Below are 15732 nucleotides of genomic sequence, written 5' to 3' on the forward strand. Positions count from 1 at the left end.
TTTCCCGGAGGGGCAACATGGGTATCCAGGAAACACCGCAATGGCCGCTGATGTCGATCCGCGAAGTGGCCGCGCGCAGCGGCGTGCCGGCGTCGACACTGCGGTTCTATGAAACGCGCGGGCTGATCAAGTCGCATCGCAACGGCTCGAGCCATCGTCACTATTCGCGCGCGGTGCTGCGGCTGATCGCGTTCATCGTGTTCGCGCAGAAGATCGGCTATTCGCTCGACGAGATCGCCGAGCAGCTCGTCAGCCTGCCCGCCGACACCGCGCCGAGCAACAAGGACTGGCAGCGGCTGTCGCGCGGCTGGAAGCAGCGCGTCGCGAGCCGGATCGAGGAGCTGCAGCGCCTTTACATCAACCTCGACGAATGCATCGGCTGCGGCTGCCTGTCGCTGAAGCGCTGCAAGCTGACGAACCCGGAAGACCGCGCGGGCCGCAACGGGCCCGGCGCGCGGCGCTGGCTCGGCGACAAGCCGCCCACGGATATCGAATGACCGGCGGGCCGGGCGCGGCGCGCGACGATCGCCACGCGGTTCCCGTCTTCGATCGGCCGGCGCGCAATCGCGAACCCGAGGCCGCTGGATCCGCCCTCCCTAAAGTTGACAATCGATGACATTGGAATTCTGGGCAGCGCAGTGCGATAGGTAAAACAAGAATTCAGTGATCCAGCGGTACGCGAAAGGTATCGCTGATCGATCTGCGCCAGTTCAGGCGGTTCATCGCGGTCGCCGACACGTTCAGCTTCCGGCGCGCGGCCGAGCGGCTGCACATGGCGCAGCCGCCTCAGCGCAGCGATACGCAAGCTCGAGGACGAGCGGGCGTCGACGCGCTGCGCGACACCACGCGCCACGCGGTGCGCGAACAGGGGCTCGCGCTGGTGACGTGACCGCCCGCGCGGCGCTCAGCCGCCGAGGATGTTGAGCGCGACCGTGAGCACGGCCTGCTTGAATTCCTGCTGCCGCGTGGGCAGCGACGTGAACTCGCGAATCATGTGGCTGTACGACACGGCCGAGCCGACCGCGCTCGCGACCATGAAGAACAGCACGTCGGGATCCGCCGCGCGAATCTCGCCGGCTTCCACTGCCTCCGCCAGCAGCGGGAACATCACGTCACGGTACGGGCGGACGAGCCGCTCCTGCAACCGGTCGAGCCGCCCGCCCTCCTCGGTCGCCGCCGTCGAGAAAAACATGCCCAGGTCGGGCTCGTCGAACTCGTGCTCGACGCACAGCTCGATCGCGCGCCGCACACGCTCGCGATGCGGCAGCGACGACGTGCGCAGCGCGCGCATCGCGTCGAACATCGGTTGAGCCAGCTCGACGATCTGCTCGACGACCGCCAGCCACAGCGTTTCCTTCGTCCCGAAATGGTGCGCGATCAGCGCCGCGTCGACCCCCAGCTCGCGCGCGACTTCGCGCACGCTCGTCGCGTCGTAGCCACGCTTCGCAAAGGTTCGGCGCGCCGCCCGCAATATCACGTCCGGCCCCACGGACGCCCCGGCCAGCGGCCGTCCTCGCATCCGGCGCTTGGCCGGCTCGCGTTCAGTGACTTCAGCCACGTCTTCCTGCTCTCCTTGAATGATTCGGATAACCCTGTTCTGGCCCCGCTCGAGCGGCGCCGAACATCGGGTGACCTGCCCCGCTCCGTTGACACGCGAAGCCGGGAAGCGCTAGGATCATACCTTATTCATCACGTGATGATTTATACATGACAACCCCTACACGCATCGTCATCGTCGGTGGCGGCATCGCCGGCCTGCAGCTCGCCACCCGCCTGGGCGAGCGCCTCGGCCGGTCCGGGCGCGCCCAGGTCACCATCGTCGACCGCAGCCCGACCCACATCTGGAAGCCGATGCTGCACACGATAGCGGCCGGTACGCGCGACGTGCAGCAGCAACAGGTGATCTTCCTCGCCCATGCACGTGATCACGGCTACGCGTACCAGCCCGGCGAACTGACGGGGCTCGATCGCGCGCGCCGCCGCGTGCAGCTCGGCGAGATCCGCTCGCAGGACGGCGAACTCGTGCTCGAGGCACGCGAACTCGAATACGACGTGCTGATCCTCGCGCTCGGCAGCCAGGCCAACGATTTCGGCGTGCCGGGCGTGCGCGAGCACTGCTATTTCATCGACAGCCAGAAGCAGGCCGAGACCTTCAACGAAGCATTGCGGATGCGCGTATTTCGCAGCATCGCGCGTGACGAGCCGTTCCGCGTCGCCATCGTCGGCGCCGGCGCGACCGGCGTGGAACTCGCGGCGGAGCTGAGCCGCTTGCTGGAAGTAGCACAGGCGTATGGCGACGCGACGGTGCGCGAGCGGCTGCAGCTCACGCTGCTCGAGAGCGGCCCACGCATCCTCGCCGCGTTTCCGCCGCGAATTTCCGCATCGGCGCAGCGGCGGCTCGAACAGATCGGCTTTCATGTGCTGACGTCCACCCGCGTCACATCGGCCGACGCGAACGGCTTTCACTACGGCGACGGTTCGTTTGCGGAAGCGGACCTGATGGTCTGGGCAGCCGGCGTGAAGGCGCCCGATTTCATGCAGGCGCTCGACGGGCTCGACACGAATCGCGCGAACCAGATCGTCGTCGGGCCGACGCTGCAGGCCACCGGCGACGAGCACGTGTTCGCGATCGGCGACTGCGCGAGCCTGCTGCCCGACGGGCACGAGCGGCCGCTGCCGCCCACCGCGCAAGTCGCGACGCAGCAGGCCGAGCATCTTGCAAAGCACCTGCCCGCGTGGCTCGACGGCCAGCCGATTCCGCCGTTCGCATTCCACGATTTCGGCGCGCTCGTGTCGATCAGCGACTACGACGCGTTCGGCACGCTCGGGCAGTTCGGGTTCTTTCGCGGCGGCTTCATCCAGGGCCGTTTCGCGCAGTTCAGCCACCTGATGCTTTACCGGCGGCACCAGCAGGCGCTGCACGGCTTCTCCAAGGCGACCCTGCTGTGGATCGCCGAACGGATCAACGGCTGCGTGCAGCCGCGCATCCGGCTCTCGTGATGCCGCGCGTGGCGGTGTTGCACAACGTTTCGAGGAAAACCGACATGAACAACCGTTTGGCACCCTGGCTCATGACCGTCGCAGCGATCAGCAGCTTCGACATGCCGTCCGTCTCGTGGGGGGCGCCGCGGCGGCGCAGCGTCACGCGCGACCGGCTGCCGTCGTGGGACGCGACGAGCAAGCCGTCCATCAGCGTGCTCGAGCGGCCCACGGCCGACACGGTGATGATTTCCTGGCGCGACGCATGCACCGGGCATTACGGTTATCAGAAGTGGCGGCTGTTCACCACGCGCAAGCGCGGCGTGTGTGCGCTGTCGGGGCAGCCGATCGAGATCGGCGACAGCGTCTATGCGCCGCAATTGCTCGGCTCGACGCCGGGCAACGCCGCCGCGATGGTGCTGGCCGCGTGCCTCGACGCGGCCCGCCCCGCCGAGGCGGCCTGAAAGCCCGGGATTCGACCCGGGGCCCTGCTTCAGGCAGAGGTGACGCGATCCGTATCGCGAACCGCCTCGTTCATGCGTGCTTCGGCTTCCGCATCCAGCCGTGCCGCATTCGCTTCGGCTTCCGCTTCCGGCATCAGTTCGCCTTCCCATTTCGCGACCACCGCGCTGGCGATCGAGTTGCCCACCGCGTTCGTGGCCGAACGGCCCATGTCGAGGAACGTATCGACGCCGAGAATCAGCAAAAGCCCCGCTTCCGGGATGTTGAACTGATGCAGCGTCGCGGCGATCACGACGAGCGACGCGCGCGGCACGCCGGCCATGCCTTTCGACGTCAGCATCAGGATCAGCAGCATCGTGACCTGCGTGCCGAGCGACAGGTGAATGCCGTAGGCCTGCGCGATGAACAGCGACGCGAACGTGCAGTACATCATCGAGCCGTCGAGGTTGAACGAATAGCCCATCGGCATCACGAAGCTCGAGATCTTGCGGCGCACGCCGAAACGGTCGAGCGCATCGAGGATCTTCGGATACGCGGCTTCCGAGCTCGCGGTCGCGAACGACAGCATGAACGCTTCCTTGATCAGCACCAGCAGCTTGAACACGCGTCGGCCGAGGAACAGCAGGCCGGCGGCGACGAGCGTGCCCCACAGCAGGAACAGGCTCAGGTAGAAGTCGCCCATGAACACCGCGAACTTCAGCAGGATCGACAGGCCGTTGATCGCGACGGTCGACGCCATCGCCGCCAGCACCGCGAGCGGCGCGAGCTTCATCACGTAGCCGGTGATCTTCAGCATCACGTGCGCGAGCTGGTCGATCGCCGCGACGAGAATCTTGCCGCGTTCGCCGAGCGACGCGAGCGCCACGCCGAAGAACATCGAGAACACGACGATCTGCAGGATCTCGTTGTTCGCCATCGCTTCCGCGATCGACTTCGGCACCATGTGACCGACGAAATCCTTCAGCGTGAACTTGGACGTCGCCAGATGCGCGGACGCGCCGATATCCGGCAGCGGCAGCCCGAGGTTCTCGCCCGGACGCAGCAGGTTCGCCATCAGCAGGCCGAGCAGCAGCGAGATCAACGACGCGGTGACGAACCACCCGAGCGCCTTCACGAACACGCGGCCCACCGACGACGCGTCGCCCATGTGCGCGATGCCGACGACCAGCGTCGAGAACACCAGCGGGCCGATCACCATCTTGATCAGCCGCAGGAACACGTCGGACACCAGCGAGATGTAGCCGGCGATTTCCGCCGCCGACTGTTTGTCCGGCAGCTGCGTATAGATCATGTAGCCGATCAGGATGCCGGCCGCCATTGCGAGCAGGATCCAGCCTGCCGCGGACATTCGTTTATTCATATCGGAAGTCGACGCACGGGAAGAAGTTGACGGATGAAAGGCGCGCGTCCCATGCCGTGCCAGGGTGCGCGCGTGGCGAGCCGGTCGTGCCCGGTGTATCGGGCACGAGCGCCGGCGCCGGTCGGGCTCGCGGATCTCCGCGAACCGACGTGCTGCCGCCGCAATGGCATTCGCGCGAGAGCGAACGCCGTTGCGGGGCAGCGATTCAGCATGAAGCGATCAGGTCAGATCAGTAACCGATTGCGGAGCCGGCCGGACGGCGCGGGTCGTTGTAGCCGTAGATGAAGCCGACCCGCACGTTCCCGGATACCGACGAATCGTTCCCGGAGCTCTGGCGGCTCGCCGCTTCGGTGCCCGGCAGGCCGACCATGATCAGTTCGGCGGCACCCCACGGCGTCTGCTCGACCATCTTGTAGCCCATGTTGCGCAGGATCGCGAGCGTGTCGGGCGACAGGCCGTAGGTTTCGTAATAGACCTCGTCGGGCAGCCACTGGTGGTGGATGCGCGGCGCGGTGACCGCGTCCTGCGGCGTCATCCCGTAGTCGATCACGTTCAGCACCGTCTGCAGCGTGATCGTGATGATGCGCGAGCCGCCCGGCGAACCGACCACCATGAACACCTTGCCGTCCTTCTTCACGATGGTCGGCGCCATCGACGACAACGGACGCTTGCCCGGCGCGATCGAGTTGCGCGTGCCCTGCACGAGGCCGAACAGGTTCTGCGCGCCGACCTTCACGGTGAAGTCGTCCATCTCGTCGTTCAGGAAGAAGCCCGTACCCGGCGCGATGACCACGGCGCCGAAGCGGCCGTTGACCGTGTAGGTCGTCGACACCGCGTTGCCGTCCTTGTCGATGATCGAGTAGTGGGTCGTCTCCGGCTTCTCGTGCACGCCGACACCCGGCTGCACGTCGACCGACGGCGTCGCCGTATCCGAATGGATGCTCTTGCGGATCTGCGCCGCGTATTCCTTGCTCGTCAGCTTCGCGACCGGGTTGTCGATGAAGTTCGGGTCGCCGAGCAGCGTGTTGCGATCTTCATACGCGTGGCGCATCGCTTCGGTCATGTAGTGCACCGCCGCGGCCGAATGGTAGCCAAGCTTGCGCATGTCGTACCCTTCGAGGATGTTCAGCGTTTCGCACATCGTCACGCCGCCCGAGCTCGGCGGCGGGGCCGACACGAGCTCGTAGCCGCGATACGTGCACGTCAGGGGCGCCATGTCCTGCGCGCGGTATGACGCGAAATCGGCCGCCGTGATCAGGCCGCCGCCCTTTTTGGCCGCCGCCTCGACGATCTTCGGGATCTCGCCGTGATAGAACGCGTCGGGCCCCTGCTCCGCGATGCGCTCGAGCGTGCGGGCCAGGTCCTTCTGCACCAGGCGGTCGCCCGGCTGCAGCGGCGTGCCGTCCGGCCGCAGGAAGATGCGGGCCGCATCCGGGTCCTTCCTGAAGCGGTCGATCGTCGTGTCGAGGATGTCCGTATCGCCACGCGTCAGCACGAAGCCGTCGCGCGCGAGCCGGATCGCCGGCTCCATCACCTGCTTGCGCGTCAGCTTGCCGTACTTGCGCTGCGCGAGATCGAGGCCGGCAACCGTGCCCGGCACGCCGACCGCGCGATAGCCGTACAGGCTGTCGTCCGGAATGACGTTGCCCTTCGCGTCGAGATACATGTTCGCGGAAGCCGCAGCCGGCGCGGTTTCGCGGAAATTGATGAAGCGGTCGCGGCCGTCGGCCAGGTGCACGGTCATGAAACCGCCGCCGCCGATGTTGCCGCAGCACGGATTGGTCACCGCTTGCGCGTAGCCGACCGCCACCGCGGCGTCCACCGCGTTGCCGCCTGCCTTCAGGATGTCGACGCCGATTTGCGACGCGAAATGCTGCGACGAAACGACCATGCCGTTCTTCGCTTCGACCGCGGGGTCCGATGCCGCGAACGCGCACACGCTCATGGCCGACAACAGGGTGAGTACTACGAGCCGCCTCATGACGGGATCCTCCAGACAAATGAAACCGTGGCATGCCGGAACGCGACGCCGCATCGAGGTGTGTCGAAGCGTCAATCGAACATGTAATAAACAATACATTCCAGCGAGGCCGCGATCATAGCACTCGCTTTTTTGCGCAAAAACCTAGGGTTATCACTGAACATGGAACGAATATTCGCCGAATCGCTCATTTATCAATGTTTGTTTTATTACAGCATGGAGTGAGCCGGCCCACCGAGCGATGCGTCCCTCTAATTTCGGAGCGTGCACGGCCTGCCTGACGTCGATCGGCTAACATGCACGGAGTCGCCGGCAGACACCCGTCTGCCGTTTGTCATTCAGATACGAGAGTTGGAGTGCCCGATGGGGACGAGCATCAGGGCGTTGCTGTTATCCCAGATGGATAGCTTCACGCCGTCGGAACAGAAGGTCGCGCAGGCGTTGCTGGACCGCTACCCGAGCCTCGGGCTCGGGCCGATTGCGAGCTTTGCCAAACAGGCGGAAGTGAGCGATCCGACCGTGTTTCGCTTTGTCGTCCGGATCGGCTTTCCGAATTACTCGTCGTTCCAGCAGGCGCTGTACGGCGAGATCGACACGGCGATGAACTCGCCGCTTGCGCGGATGGATGCGTTCCATTCGTCCGCGGGCATGCGCGACAGTCATTCGGCGATTTTCCAGCGGCTGTCCGAGTCGCTGGCCACGACGATCGAAGGGCTCGATGCGGCGGCGTTCGACGCCGCGGTGGCGCTGCTGGCGAATCCGGATGTGCGTGTCTTCTGCGGTGGCGGGCGCTACACGGCGCCGCTCGCGTCGCTGTTTTCGTTCACCCTCGCCTATGCGCGGCCCCATGTTCAGTATGTCGAACCGAACGTGAACCTCGCGTCGGTCGCGCTGGCGGACATGGGGCCCGGCGACGTGCTCGTCATTTTCGATTTCCGTCGCTATCAGCGGGACAGCATCCGGTTCGCGCAGGCCGCTCACCAACTCGGCACACGCGTGCTGCTGATCACGGACGAATGGCACTCGCCGATCGGCGAATTTGCCGAGATCGTGCTGCGGATCCGGGGGCAGCCGTTTGCGATGCTTCAGACGAACGTCCCGGCGCTCGCGCTCGCCGAAGCGCTCGTGATCGGTGTGACGAATCAACTGCCGGAGCTGGCAAGGCAGCGGATGGAGAAGATCGAACATCTCAACACCGGCGGCATCGGGCAGGACACCAACCAGCGCGATTTGCCCGAATGACGATGGCTCGCCATTCGGGCGACGGCTTCAGCTCTCGACATCCTCGAGGCTGAACACCTCCGTCTTGTCGTTATACGAGAACACTTCCCCGTAACGCCCCCAGTCGATCACCGCGTCGAGCGTCTCCTCAGCCGCTTCGTCCGACAGGAAATCCTCCAGCTCCTGCTCGAACCGCACGCGCGGCGCGCGATGGCCCGGGCGCTCGTTCAACACCTTCCGAATACGCGCAGCAAGCGGCACGTGCTTCAGCAAATGATCCGCGAACATCAGCTTGCGCTCCTGCGTGCCGAATTCCGCGAACACGCGCGCAGGCGGCGTCAGGAACACGTCCCCTTCCCGCACGTCAGCGAAACCGAGATGCTGCAGCACTTCGGCGATCGGGAACAGATCGTCGACTTCCAGATGCAGCGTGCGCGCGATTTCCGGCATGTCCGCGCGGCCATGGTATGGCGCCATCGCGAGCGTTTCGATCAGGCCGGCCATCAGGTTGGTCGACACCTGCGGCAGCCAGCTGCCGAGCTCCAGCCCCTTCTTCGTCGCCTCGTTGGTCTGACGCGCGGTCATCTTCGCGTAGATGTCGTCGACGAGCTTGCGGAAATCGGTGTCGAGCCGGTTGCGCGGATGCTTGAACGGCACCTTGATCTCGGCGATCACGCGGCCCGGGTTCGACGACAGCACGAGGATCCGGTCGCACATGAACACCGCTTCCTCGATGTTGTGCGTGACGATCAGCACCGACTTGATCGGCATCCGGCCTTGCGTCCACAGATCGAGCAGGTCGGTACGCAGCGTCTCGGCCGTCAGCACGTCGAGTGCGGAGAACGGTTCGTCCATCAGCAGGATCGTCGGGTCGACGACGAGCGCGCGCGCAAAGCCCACGCGCTGGCGCATGCCGCCCGACAGTTCGCGCGGGTACGCGTTCTCGAAGCCGTCGAGGCCGATCAGGTCGATCGCGGCCAGCGCGCGTTCGCGCCGCTCGCGCGCGCCGACGCCGAGCGCCTCGAGGCCCGCTTCCACGTTCTGCAGCACGGTGAGCCACGGGAACAGCGCGAAGGTCTGGAACACCATCGCGACGCCTTCGGCCGGCCCGCGCAGCGGCTGGCCGAGATAGGTCACCTCGCCGCCGGTCGGCTCGATCAGCCCGGCGATGATGCGCAGCAGCGTCGACTTGCCCGAACCGGAACGGCCAAGCAGCCCGACGATCTCGCCTTCGCGCAGCGACAGGTTCGCATCGTCGAGCACGAGCAATTCGCCCTGCGACTTGTTGAAGCCGCGGTTCACGTGCTCGACGCGCAGGATTTCGTCGCCGAGGCGCGGCGGCTGCAGCGGCTGGGACGTCTTGGCGGGGGCGTTGACAACGGTCGAATTTTGCATCGCGCTTACTCTCAATCGAGACGGAGCCGGGATTCCGCATAGGCGTACATCGGACGCCACAGCAGACGGTTGAACAGGGTAACGAACAGGGACATCACGGCGATGCCCAGGATGATCTTCGGGAAATCGCCGGCGGCGGTGGTCTGCGCGATATACGAACCCAGGCCGTGCGCGACGACCTTCGTGTCACCCCACTGCACGAACTCGGACACGATGCTCGCGTTCCACGCGCCGCCCGATGCGGTGATGGCACCCGTCACGTAGTACGGGAAGATGCCGGGCAGGATCGCCTGCCGCCACCACTGCCAGCCACGGATGCGGAAATTCTTCGTCGCTTCCTTGTAGTCGTTCGGATAGGACATCGCGCCGGCGATCACGTTGAAGAGGATGTACCACTGCGTGCCGAGCACGATCAGCGGCGACAGCCAGATGTCCGCGTTCAGGTGGAAGTGGACGATCACGATCACGAACACCGGAAACAGCAGGTTCGCCGGGAACGCGGCGAGGAACTGCGCGAGCGGCTGGATCTTTTCGGCCAGCGCCGGCCGCAAGCCGATCAGCACGCCGAGCGGCACCCAGATCACCGATGCGATCGCGATCAGGATCAGCACGCGCAGCAGCGTGATGAGACCGAGCACGAGCACGTGCCCGACTTCGCCCATCGTCACGCCGGTCGCGACGAACGTGACGACACGCCACACGACGTACACCGTCAGCAGGATCACGAACGCGCCCCACACGATGTCGCCGATGCGCGACGTGCCGCGCGACGATGCACCGCGCGCACGCGTGCCTTTTTGCGACGGAAAGCGCAGCGGAATCCGCGCGGCCTGCGACAGCAGCCAGCCGGCCGGCACGAGCAGCTGATGGATCAGGTGCGTGCGGCGCATCATGTCGAGCAGCCAGGATTGCGGCGCATCGCCCGACGCGGTGTTCTCCATCCGGAACTTGTCGGCCCACGCGACGAGCGGGCGGAACAGGAACTGGTCATAGGCGAGGATCACGACCGACATCGCGACGATCACCCAGCCCACCGCGCCGAGATTCTTGTCGGAGATCGCCTGCGCGAGATAGGCGCCGATGCCCGGCAGCGTGATGGTCTGGTTGCCGACGGTGATCGCTTCCGATGCGACGACGAAGAACCAGCCGCCCGACATCGACATCATCATGTTCCAGATCAGGCCCGGCATCGAGAACGGCACCTCGAGCTTCCAGAAGCGTTGCCACGGCGTCAGGTGAAAACCGCGCGACACTTCGCTCAGGTCGCGCGGCACCGTGCGCAGCGACTGGTAGAAGCTGAACGTCATGTTCCACGCCTGGCTCGTGAAGATCGCGAAGATCGCGGCCAGCTCCGCACCGAGCACGCGGCCCGGAAACAGCGCGAGGAAGAACGTGACGGTAAACGAAATGTAGCCGAGCACCGGCACCGACTGCAGGATGTCGAGGATCGGGATCAGCACCATGCCCGCGCGGCGGCTTTTCGCGGCAAGCGTGCCGTAGACGAGCGTAAACGTGAGCGATGCGACCATCGCGGCGAGCATCCGCAACGTGGTGCGCAACGCGTATTCGGGCAGGTTCGACGGATCGAGCGAGATCTTCTGCGTCTTCAGCACGCCGATCGGCGCCATCGTCTCGTGAAAGCCGACGATCGCCATCGCGAGTATGCCGATGATCAACGGAAACGCGACCGCGTCCCAGCGATTGGGGAGCACGCGCCACGCGGATGCATTCGCGGTGCGGTTCGGGTCGAAGAAACGGATATCCATCGGTAGCGTCTTGTGTTGAATTGAAAATCGATGGGTCCGGCCGCGTGTCGCGCGGCCGGGCGTCGCGCCTCCCGGCGCGGATCAGAACAACCCGTGCAGCGCCCAGTACAGGACAGCCGACAGCGCGATCGACGCGGGCAGCGTCAGCACCCACGCGAGCACGAGGTTGCGCACGGTATCCCAGCGCAGGCCCGCGCCGCTCGCCGTCATCGTGCCGGCCACGCCCGACGCGAGCACGTGCGTCGTCGATACCGGCAGCCCGTAGGCGTCTGCCATCCCGATCGTCAGCATCGCGACGGCCTCGGCCGATGCGCCCTGCCCGTATGTCAGGTGCGACTTGCCGATCTTCTCGCCGACCGTCACGACGATCCGCTTCCAGCCGACCATCGTGCCGAGGCCGAGCGCGATCGCGACGGCGACCTTCACCCAGGTCGGGATGAATTTCGTCGCGCGGTCCATCTGCTTCTTGAACGCTTCAAGCGCGCTCGCGTCCTCGACCGAGAACGCCGGCGCCTTCGCCTTCTCCATCAGCCGGATCGCCTCGGACGCGACGTACATGTTGTTGCGCACGTTGTCGACGAGGTTCTGCGGCACGCTCGAGATGCCGCCGGCCTGCGCGACCTGGTCGGCGATGGTATCGGTGAGCTTGCCCAGCGCGGGAATCGTCGCCGGCGTCAGCTTGTGCGTGCGCACGTATGTCTCAACGTCGGCGCGCGGGTCGGCTGTCAGGGCAGCCGGGTCCGCATACTTGACGAGCGTCGTCGACGCATGGCGCGCCACCGCGACGAACGTGCTCGTCTGATCGGGCGTCACGGCCTTGTTCAACGCATACGCGGTCGGCATCACGCCGATCAGGATCAGCATGATCAGCCCCATGCCCTTCTGCCCATCGTTCGAGCCGTGCGCGAACGACACGCCCGTGCACGTGAGGATCAGCAGCAGGCGGATCCAGAACGGCGGCGGCTTGTTGCCCTTCGGCTCCTGGTACAGCGCCGGCACGCGCACGAGCGCCTTCAGCAGCAGCAGCACGAGCGCGGACAGCACGAAGCCGACCAGCGGCGAGAACAGCAGCGCCTTGCCGACGCCGAGCGCCTGGTTCCAGTCGACACCGCTCGTGCCCGACGGGCCGCTGACGATCTGGTTCATCAGGCCGACGCCGATGATCGAACCCACGAGCGTGTGCGAACTCGACGACGGCAACCCGAAATACCAGGTCGCGAGGTTCCACGTGACGGCCGCGATCAGCAGCGAGAACACCATCGCGAAGCCCGAGCCGCTGCCGACCTGCAGGATCAGCTCGACCGGCAGCAACTGCAGGATGCCGAACGCGACCGCGCCGCTCGACACGAGCACGCCGAACAGGTTCCAGAGGCCCGACCAGACAACCGCCAGGTGCGGGTCGAGCGAATGCGTATAGATGACGGTCGCGACCGCATTCGCGGTGTCGTGGAAGCCGTTCACGAACTCGAAGCCGAGCGCGATCAGCAGCGCGACGATCAGCAGCAGGAACGGGAGGACCGAGCTTTCCTTGACGGGACCGAGATCGGCGCTCAGATGGATACCGACATAGACGATGCCGCAGGCAATGATCAGAAAAAACAGCGCGAGGCTGATGACGCGCGTGCGGCTGCTGACCGCACTGCTGGTTTCCGTTGCCGCGAGATTCGGCATGAAGGGGCTCCGGAGAGGTGACTCGGAGTGGCAGGCTATCGATCGGTCGTGACGCAAATGTGACGTGTCACTTACAAGACATTGACGGGACATCCCTCAAAACTCCCGCACTGCCCGCCGACCCGCAAACACGGGCGTTCGACCTTGTAACTCGCGGGAATAAATCCACCGCTGCGGCGGTATGGCACACGAAGGCGCCGGTTTATTCCAGGACGATCCGGCCGTCCGGTTTCGTCATACGAATGCGAGGCTCACATGTCTTCATCGACCCCCACCAACCCGTCGCGCCGCAAGGCGCTGCAATGCATGGCCTTCGGCGGCCTCGGCACGCTGTTTACGCTGTCGGGCGGCATCCTGACGCCGTTCGACCTCGCGCTCGCGCAGACCGGCGACGCGCTCCCGGCCAACGCGGGCCGCCCGCTGTTCGTGCAGATCAGCGACACGCACATCGGCTTCAACAAGGACGCGAACCCCGACGTATCGGCCACGCTGAAGCAGACGATCGACCTCGTCAACGCCATGCCGGCGATGCCCGCGCTCGCCATCCACACCGGCGACATCACGCACCTGTCCAAGCCCGAGGAGTTCGACCACGCGTCGCAACTGCTCTCCGCGCTGCGCGTGCCGGAACTGCATACGGTACCCGGCGAGCACGACGTCACCGACGGTTCGGGCGCCGAATATTTCGGCCGGTTCGGCAAGGCGTCGGACAATCGCGGCTATTACAGCTTCGATCACGCAGGCGTGCACTTCATTGGCCTCGTCAACGTGATGCACTTCAAGCCGAACGGGCTCGGCAGCTTCGGCGACGACCAGCTCGCGTGGCTCGCGCAGGATCTCAAGGGCCGCTCGTCGAGCACGCCGATCGTCGTGTTCTCGCACATGCCGATGTGGACCATCTACGAGCCGTGGGGCTGGGGCACCGGCGACGCGCCGCAGACGATGGCGCTGCTGCGCCGCTTCGGCTCGGTCACCGTATTGAACGGGCACATCCACCAGATCGTGTCGAAGGTCGAGGGCAACGTGACGTTCCACACCGCGCGCTCCACCGCGTTCCCGCAACCGACGGCCGGCAACGGCCCGGGCCCCGTGCCGCTCACCGTGCCGCACGACCGGCTGCCGTCGATGCTCGGCGTGACGACCGTCGAATTCGCGGGCCATCCGGTCGCGTCGTCGCTGCACGATGCGACGCTGGCATGACGCACCGAACCCCAGGGAGACCGACATGACCCGCTTCAAGCCATCCAGCCTCATCGCGGCGCTGCTCCTGTGCGCCACCGCCCCGCTCACCGCGTTCGCGCAGGGCCCCGACGGCACGCTCGTGACGATCCGCAACTTCATGTTTTCGCCGATGTCGACGACGATCAAGGCCGGCACGACGATCACGTGGAAGAACCTCGACGCGGAGCCGCACACCGTCGTCAACGACGCCGGCATCTTTCATTCGAAGGCGCTCGACCAGGACGAAACGTACGCGTTCCGCTTCGACAAGCCGGGCGTCTACAAGGTGTTCTGCGGGATTCACCCGTACATGAAGGAGACCATCACGGTCGAATGACGCGGCGCGTCACGACACGCGCTCGAGGGTCGGAAGGGTCTGGCGTCGAATCAAGCGGGGCCGCCCGTTGCACTGCGGGCGGCCCTGCGCCGTCGATCGCCTAAACTGGATCGAACCGTTCGAACCCGACCCACCCTCACACGCAGCGAGGCCAGCCATGACCGCGAGCCAGCCGGCACCCATGGATCTTCCCGGGCAAGTGGTGCTCGTGCTCCAGGGCGGCGGCGCACTGGGCGCATTCCAGCTCGGCGTCTTTCAGGCGATGGACGAAGCCGGCATCCGGCCCGACTGGGTGGTCGGCACGTCGATCGGCGCGATCAACGCGGCGCTGATCGCCGGGAACCCGCCGGCGCAGCGTTACGAGAAGCTGTCGGCATTCTGGCGGCGCGTGACCGAACGGACCCGTTTCGACACTGCACCGCTGCTGCCCGGCTGGAACCGGACGCTGGCCGAGCTGATGATCATCGGCGGCGGCATCGCGGGATTCTTCCAGCCCAATCCGGCCTCGTGGCTCGGGCCGATGGTCCGCCTCGGCGTCGATCGCGCGTCGTATTACCGGATCGCGCCGCTGCGCGACACCCTGGCGTCGCTGATCGATCCCGACCTGCTGAACGCGGGCCACCCGCGCCTGACCGTCAGCGCGGTCAATGCGTGCTCGGGCACGATGCGCTATTTCGATTCACGCGATACGCGACTGGCGCTCGAGCACATCATGAGCTCCGGCGCGCTGCCGCCCGCGTTCCCGGCGATCAGGATCGACGGCGAGCCGTACTGGGACGGCGGCGTGTATTCGAACACGCCGGTCGAGGTCGTGCTCGACGACAATCCGCGCCGCAGCTCGATCATCTTCTCGGTCCAGATGTGGAACCCGGCCGGCCCCGAGCCCGAGAGCATCTGGCAGGTGTCGGAGCGGCAGAAGGACATCCAGTACGCGAGCCGCACCGACAGCCACATCGCGCGGCAACAGCAGATCCACCGGCTGCGCCACGTGATCCGCGAGCTGGCCCGGTACGTGCCGGAGGCCGAACGCGCGTCGCCGGCCGTGCGCCGGCTCGCCGCGTGGGGATGCGAAACCACGATGCATCTGATCAAGCTCGCGGCGCCGCGACTCGCCGACGACAATCAGTTCAAGGACATCGATTTCACGCCAGCCGGCATCGCGGCCCGCCGGCAGGCCGGCTACGAGGCCGCACGACGGGCCATCGCGGCGCGTCCGTGGGAGATACCGACGGACCCGACGGAAGGCCTGACGGTATTCGACGCCAGCGGGCCGCCGATCACGGAAGACCCGGCATGACGCGCGGCGCCCCGATCTCGCGCCGACGGCACCGGCACGATT

Annotated in this window: 13 protein-coding genes and 1 pseudogene; 8 read left to right on the forward strand and 6 right to left on the reverse strand. The window is 66.0% G+C overall.

The window, feature by feature from the left end:
• Positions 1-17: 17 nt before the first annotated feature.
• A complete protein-coding gene (soxR, locus tag C5O79_RS27005) occupies positions 18-497 on the forward strand; it encodes a redox-sensitive transcriptional activator SoxR (protein WP_046548233.1) in 480 nt (159 codons plus the stop codon).
• Positions 498-691: 194 nt separating this feature from the next.
• Positions 692-818, forward strand: a pseudogene (locus tag C5O79_RS27015) (LysR family transcriptional regulator); the annotation flags it as partial.
• An 86-nt stretch (positions 819-904) separates the two neighbouring features.
• Here the strand turns inward: C5O79_RS27015 and C5O79_RS27020 are convergent.
• Positions 905-1558, reverse strand: a complete 654-nt coding sequence (locus C5O79_RS27020) for a TetR/AcrR family transcriptional regulator (protein WP_047849702.1) — start codon at positions 1556-1558, stop codon at positions 905-907.
• 149 nt (positions 1559-1707) lie between these two features.
• Between C5O79_RS27020 and C5O79_RS27025 the strand changes: the two genes are divergently transcribed.
• The gene (locus C5O79_RS27025; protein ID WP_046548236.1) at positions 1708-3000 is read left to right on the forward strand and encodes an NAD(P)/FAD-dependent oxidoreductase; all 1293 of its coding nucleotides are present in this window, start codon (positions 1708-1710) and stop codon (positions 2998-3000) included.
• Between the two features lie 44 nt (positions 3001-3044).
• On the forward strand, positions 3045-3443 hold the full coding sequence (locus C5O79_RS27030; RefSeq protein WP_046548583.1) for a DUF3331 domain-containing protein: 399 nt from the start codon (positions 3045-3047) through the stop codon (positions 3441-3443).
• Positions 3444-3472: 29 nt separating this feature from the next.
• Here C5O79_RS27030 and C5O79_RS27035 read toward each other — a convergent pair whose 3' ends face one another.
• Together C5O79_RS27035 and ggt are read right to left on the reverse strand one after the other, a co-directional pair.
• A complete protein-coding gene (locus C5O79_RS27035) occupies positions 3473-4801 on the reverse strand; it encodes a dicarboxylate/amino acid:cation symporter (protein ID WP_046548237.1) in 1329 nt (442 codons plus the stop codon).
• Between the two features lie 229 nt (positions 4802-5030).
• Positions 5031-6782 carry a gamma-glutamyltransferase gene (ggt, locus tag C5O79_RS27040; protein WP_122476289.1) on the reverse strand — a complete coding sequence of 584 codons (1752 nt, stop codon included), beginning with the start codon at positions 6780-6782 and terminating at the stop codon, positions 5031-5033.
• A gap of 363 nt (positions 6783-7145) precedes the next feature.
• Here ggt and C5O79_RS27045 point away from each other — a divergent pair, with 363 nt between their 5' ends.
• Positions 7146-8024, forward strand: a complete 879-nt coding sequence (locus tag C5O79_RS27045) for a MurR/RpiR family transcriptional regulator (protein WP_122476291.1) — start codon at positions 7146-7148, stop codon at positions 8022-8024.
• 27 nt (positions 8025-8051) lie between these two features.
• On the opposite strand, the gene C5O79_RS27050 is transcribed toward C5O79_RS27045, so the two are convergent.
• The 3 genes from C5O79_RS27050 to C5O79_RS27060 all read right to left on the reverse strand — a co-directional run bounded on the left by C5O79_RS27050 (position 8052) and on the right by C5O79_RS27060 (position 12835).
• On the reverse strand, positions 8052-9398 hold the full coding sequence (locus C5O79_RS27050) for a nitrate/sulfonate/bicarbonate ABC transporter ATP-binding protein (protein WP_122476293.1): 1347 nt from the start codon (positions 9396-9398) through the stop codon (positions 8052-8054).
• A gap of 11 nt (positions 9399-9409) precedes the next feature.
• Positions 9410-11164, reverse strand: a complete 1755-nt coding sequence (locus C5O79_RS27055) for an ABC transporter permease subunit (protein ID WP_122476295.1) — start codon at positions 11162-11164, stop codon at positions 9410-9412.
• An 81-nt stretch (positions 11165-11245) separates the two neighbouring features.
• Positions 11246-12835, reverse strand: coding sequence for an inorganic phosphate transporter (locus C5O79_RS27060; protein WP_122476297.1), 1590 nt, complete (start codon positions 12833-12835; stop codon positions 11246-11248).
• Between the two features lie 255 nt (positions 12836-13090).
• On the opposite strand from C5O79_RS27060, the gene C5O79_RS27065 reads away from it, so the two are divergent.
• From C5O79_RS27065 to C5O79_RS27075, 3 genes are all read left to right on the forward strand, one after another.
• The gene (locus C5O79_RS27065) at positions 13091-14035 is read left to right on the forward strand and encodes a metallophosphoesterase (RefSeq protein ID WP_047849695.1); all 945 of its coding nucleotides are present in this window, start codon (positions 13091-13093) and stop codon (positions 14033-14035) included.
• Between the two features lie 25 nt (positions 14036-14060).
• Complete coding sequence (locus C5O79_RS27070) at positions 14061-14393, forward strand: cupredoxin family copper-binding protein (protein WP_039343940.1); 333 nt, start codon at positions 14061-14063, stop codon at positions 14391-14393.
• A gap of 157 nt (positions 14394-14550) precedes the next feature.
• Positions 14551-15690: a patatin-like phospholipase family protein gene (locus C5O79_RS27075; protein ID WP_122476299.1), complete on the forward strand. Its 1140-nt coding sequence runs from the start codon at positions 14551-14553 to the stop codon at positions 15688-15690.
• Positions 15691-15732: the final 42 nt, after the last annotated feature.

It is taken from the genome of Burkholderia sp. SRS-25 (genome assembly GCF_004343765.1).
In the GTDB taxonomy this organism is placed as follows: domain Bacteria; phylum Pseudomonadota; class Gammaproteobacteria; order Burkholderiales; family Burkholderiaceae; genus Burkholderia; species Burkholderia contaminans.

Excerpts from the sequence above, each read along its gene's own strand:
- soxR (WP_046548233.1), top strand. The coding sequence starts at position 18 with ATGGGTATCCAGGAAACACCGCAATGGCCGCTGATGTCGATCCGCGAA.
- C5O79_RS27025 (WP_046548236.1), top strand. The coding sequence starts at position 1,708 with ATGACAACCCCTACACGCATCGTCATCGTCGGTGGCGGCATCGCCGGC.
- C5O79_RS27030 (WP_046548583.1), top strand. The coding sequence starts at position 3,045 with ATGAACAACCGTTTGGCACCCTGGCTCATGACCGTCGCAGCGATCAGC.
- C5O79_RS27035 (WP_046548237.1), bottom strand. The coding sequence starts at position 4,801 with ATGAATAAACGAATGTCCGCGGCAGGCTGGATCCTGCTCGCAATGGCG.
- ggt (WP_122476289.1), bottom strand. The coding sequence starts at position 6,782 with ATGAGGCGGCTCGTAGTACTCACCCTGTTGTCGGCCATGAGCGTGTGC.
- C5O79_RS27045 (WP_122476291.1), top strand. The coding sequence starts at position 7,146 with ATGGGGACGAGCATCAGGGCGTTGCTGTTATCCCAGATGGATAGCTTC.
- C5O79_RS27050 (WP_122476293.1), bottom strand. The coding sequence starts at position 9,398 with ATGCAAAATTCGACCGTTGTCAACGCCCCCGCCAAGACGTCCCAGCCG.
- C5O79_RS27055 (WP_122476295.1), bottom strand. The coding sequence starts at position 11,164 with ATGGATATCCGTTTCTTCGACCCGAACCGCACCGCGAATGCATCCGCG.
- C5O79_RS27060 (WP_122476297.1), bottom strand. The coding sequence starts at position 12,835 with ATGCCGAATCTCGCGGCAACGGAAACCAGCAGTGCGGTCAGCAGCCGC.
- C5O79_RS27065 (WP_047849695.1), top strand. The coding sequence starts at position 13,091 with ATGTCTTCATCGACCCCCACCAACCCGTCGCGCCGCAAGGCGCTGCAA.
- C5O79_RS27070 (WP_039343940.1), top strand. The coding sequence starts at position 14,061 with ATGACCCGCTTCAAGCCATCCAGCCTCATCGCGGCGCTGCTCCTGTGC.
- C5O79_RS27075 (WP_122476299.1), top strand. The coding sequence starts at position 14,551 with ATGACCGCGAGCCAGCCGGCACCCATGGATCTTCCCGGGCAAGTGGTG.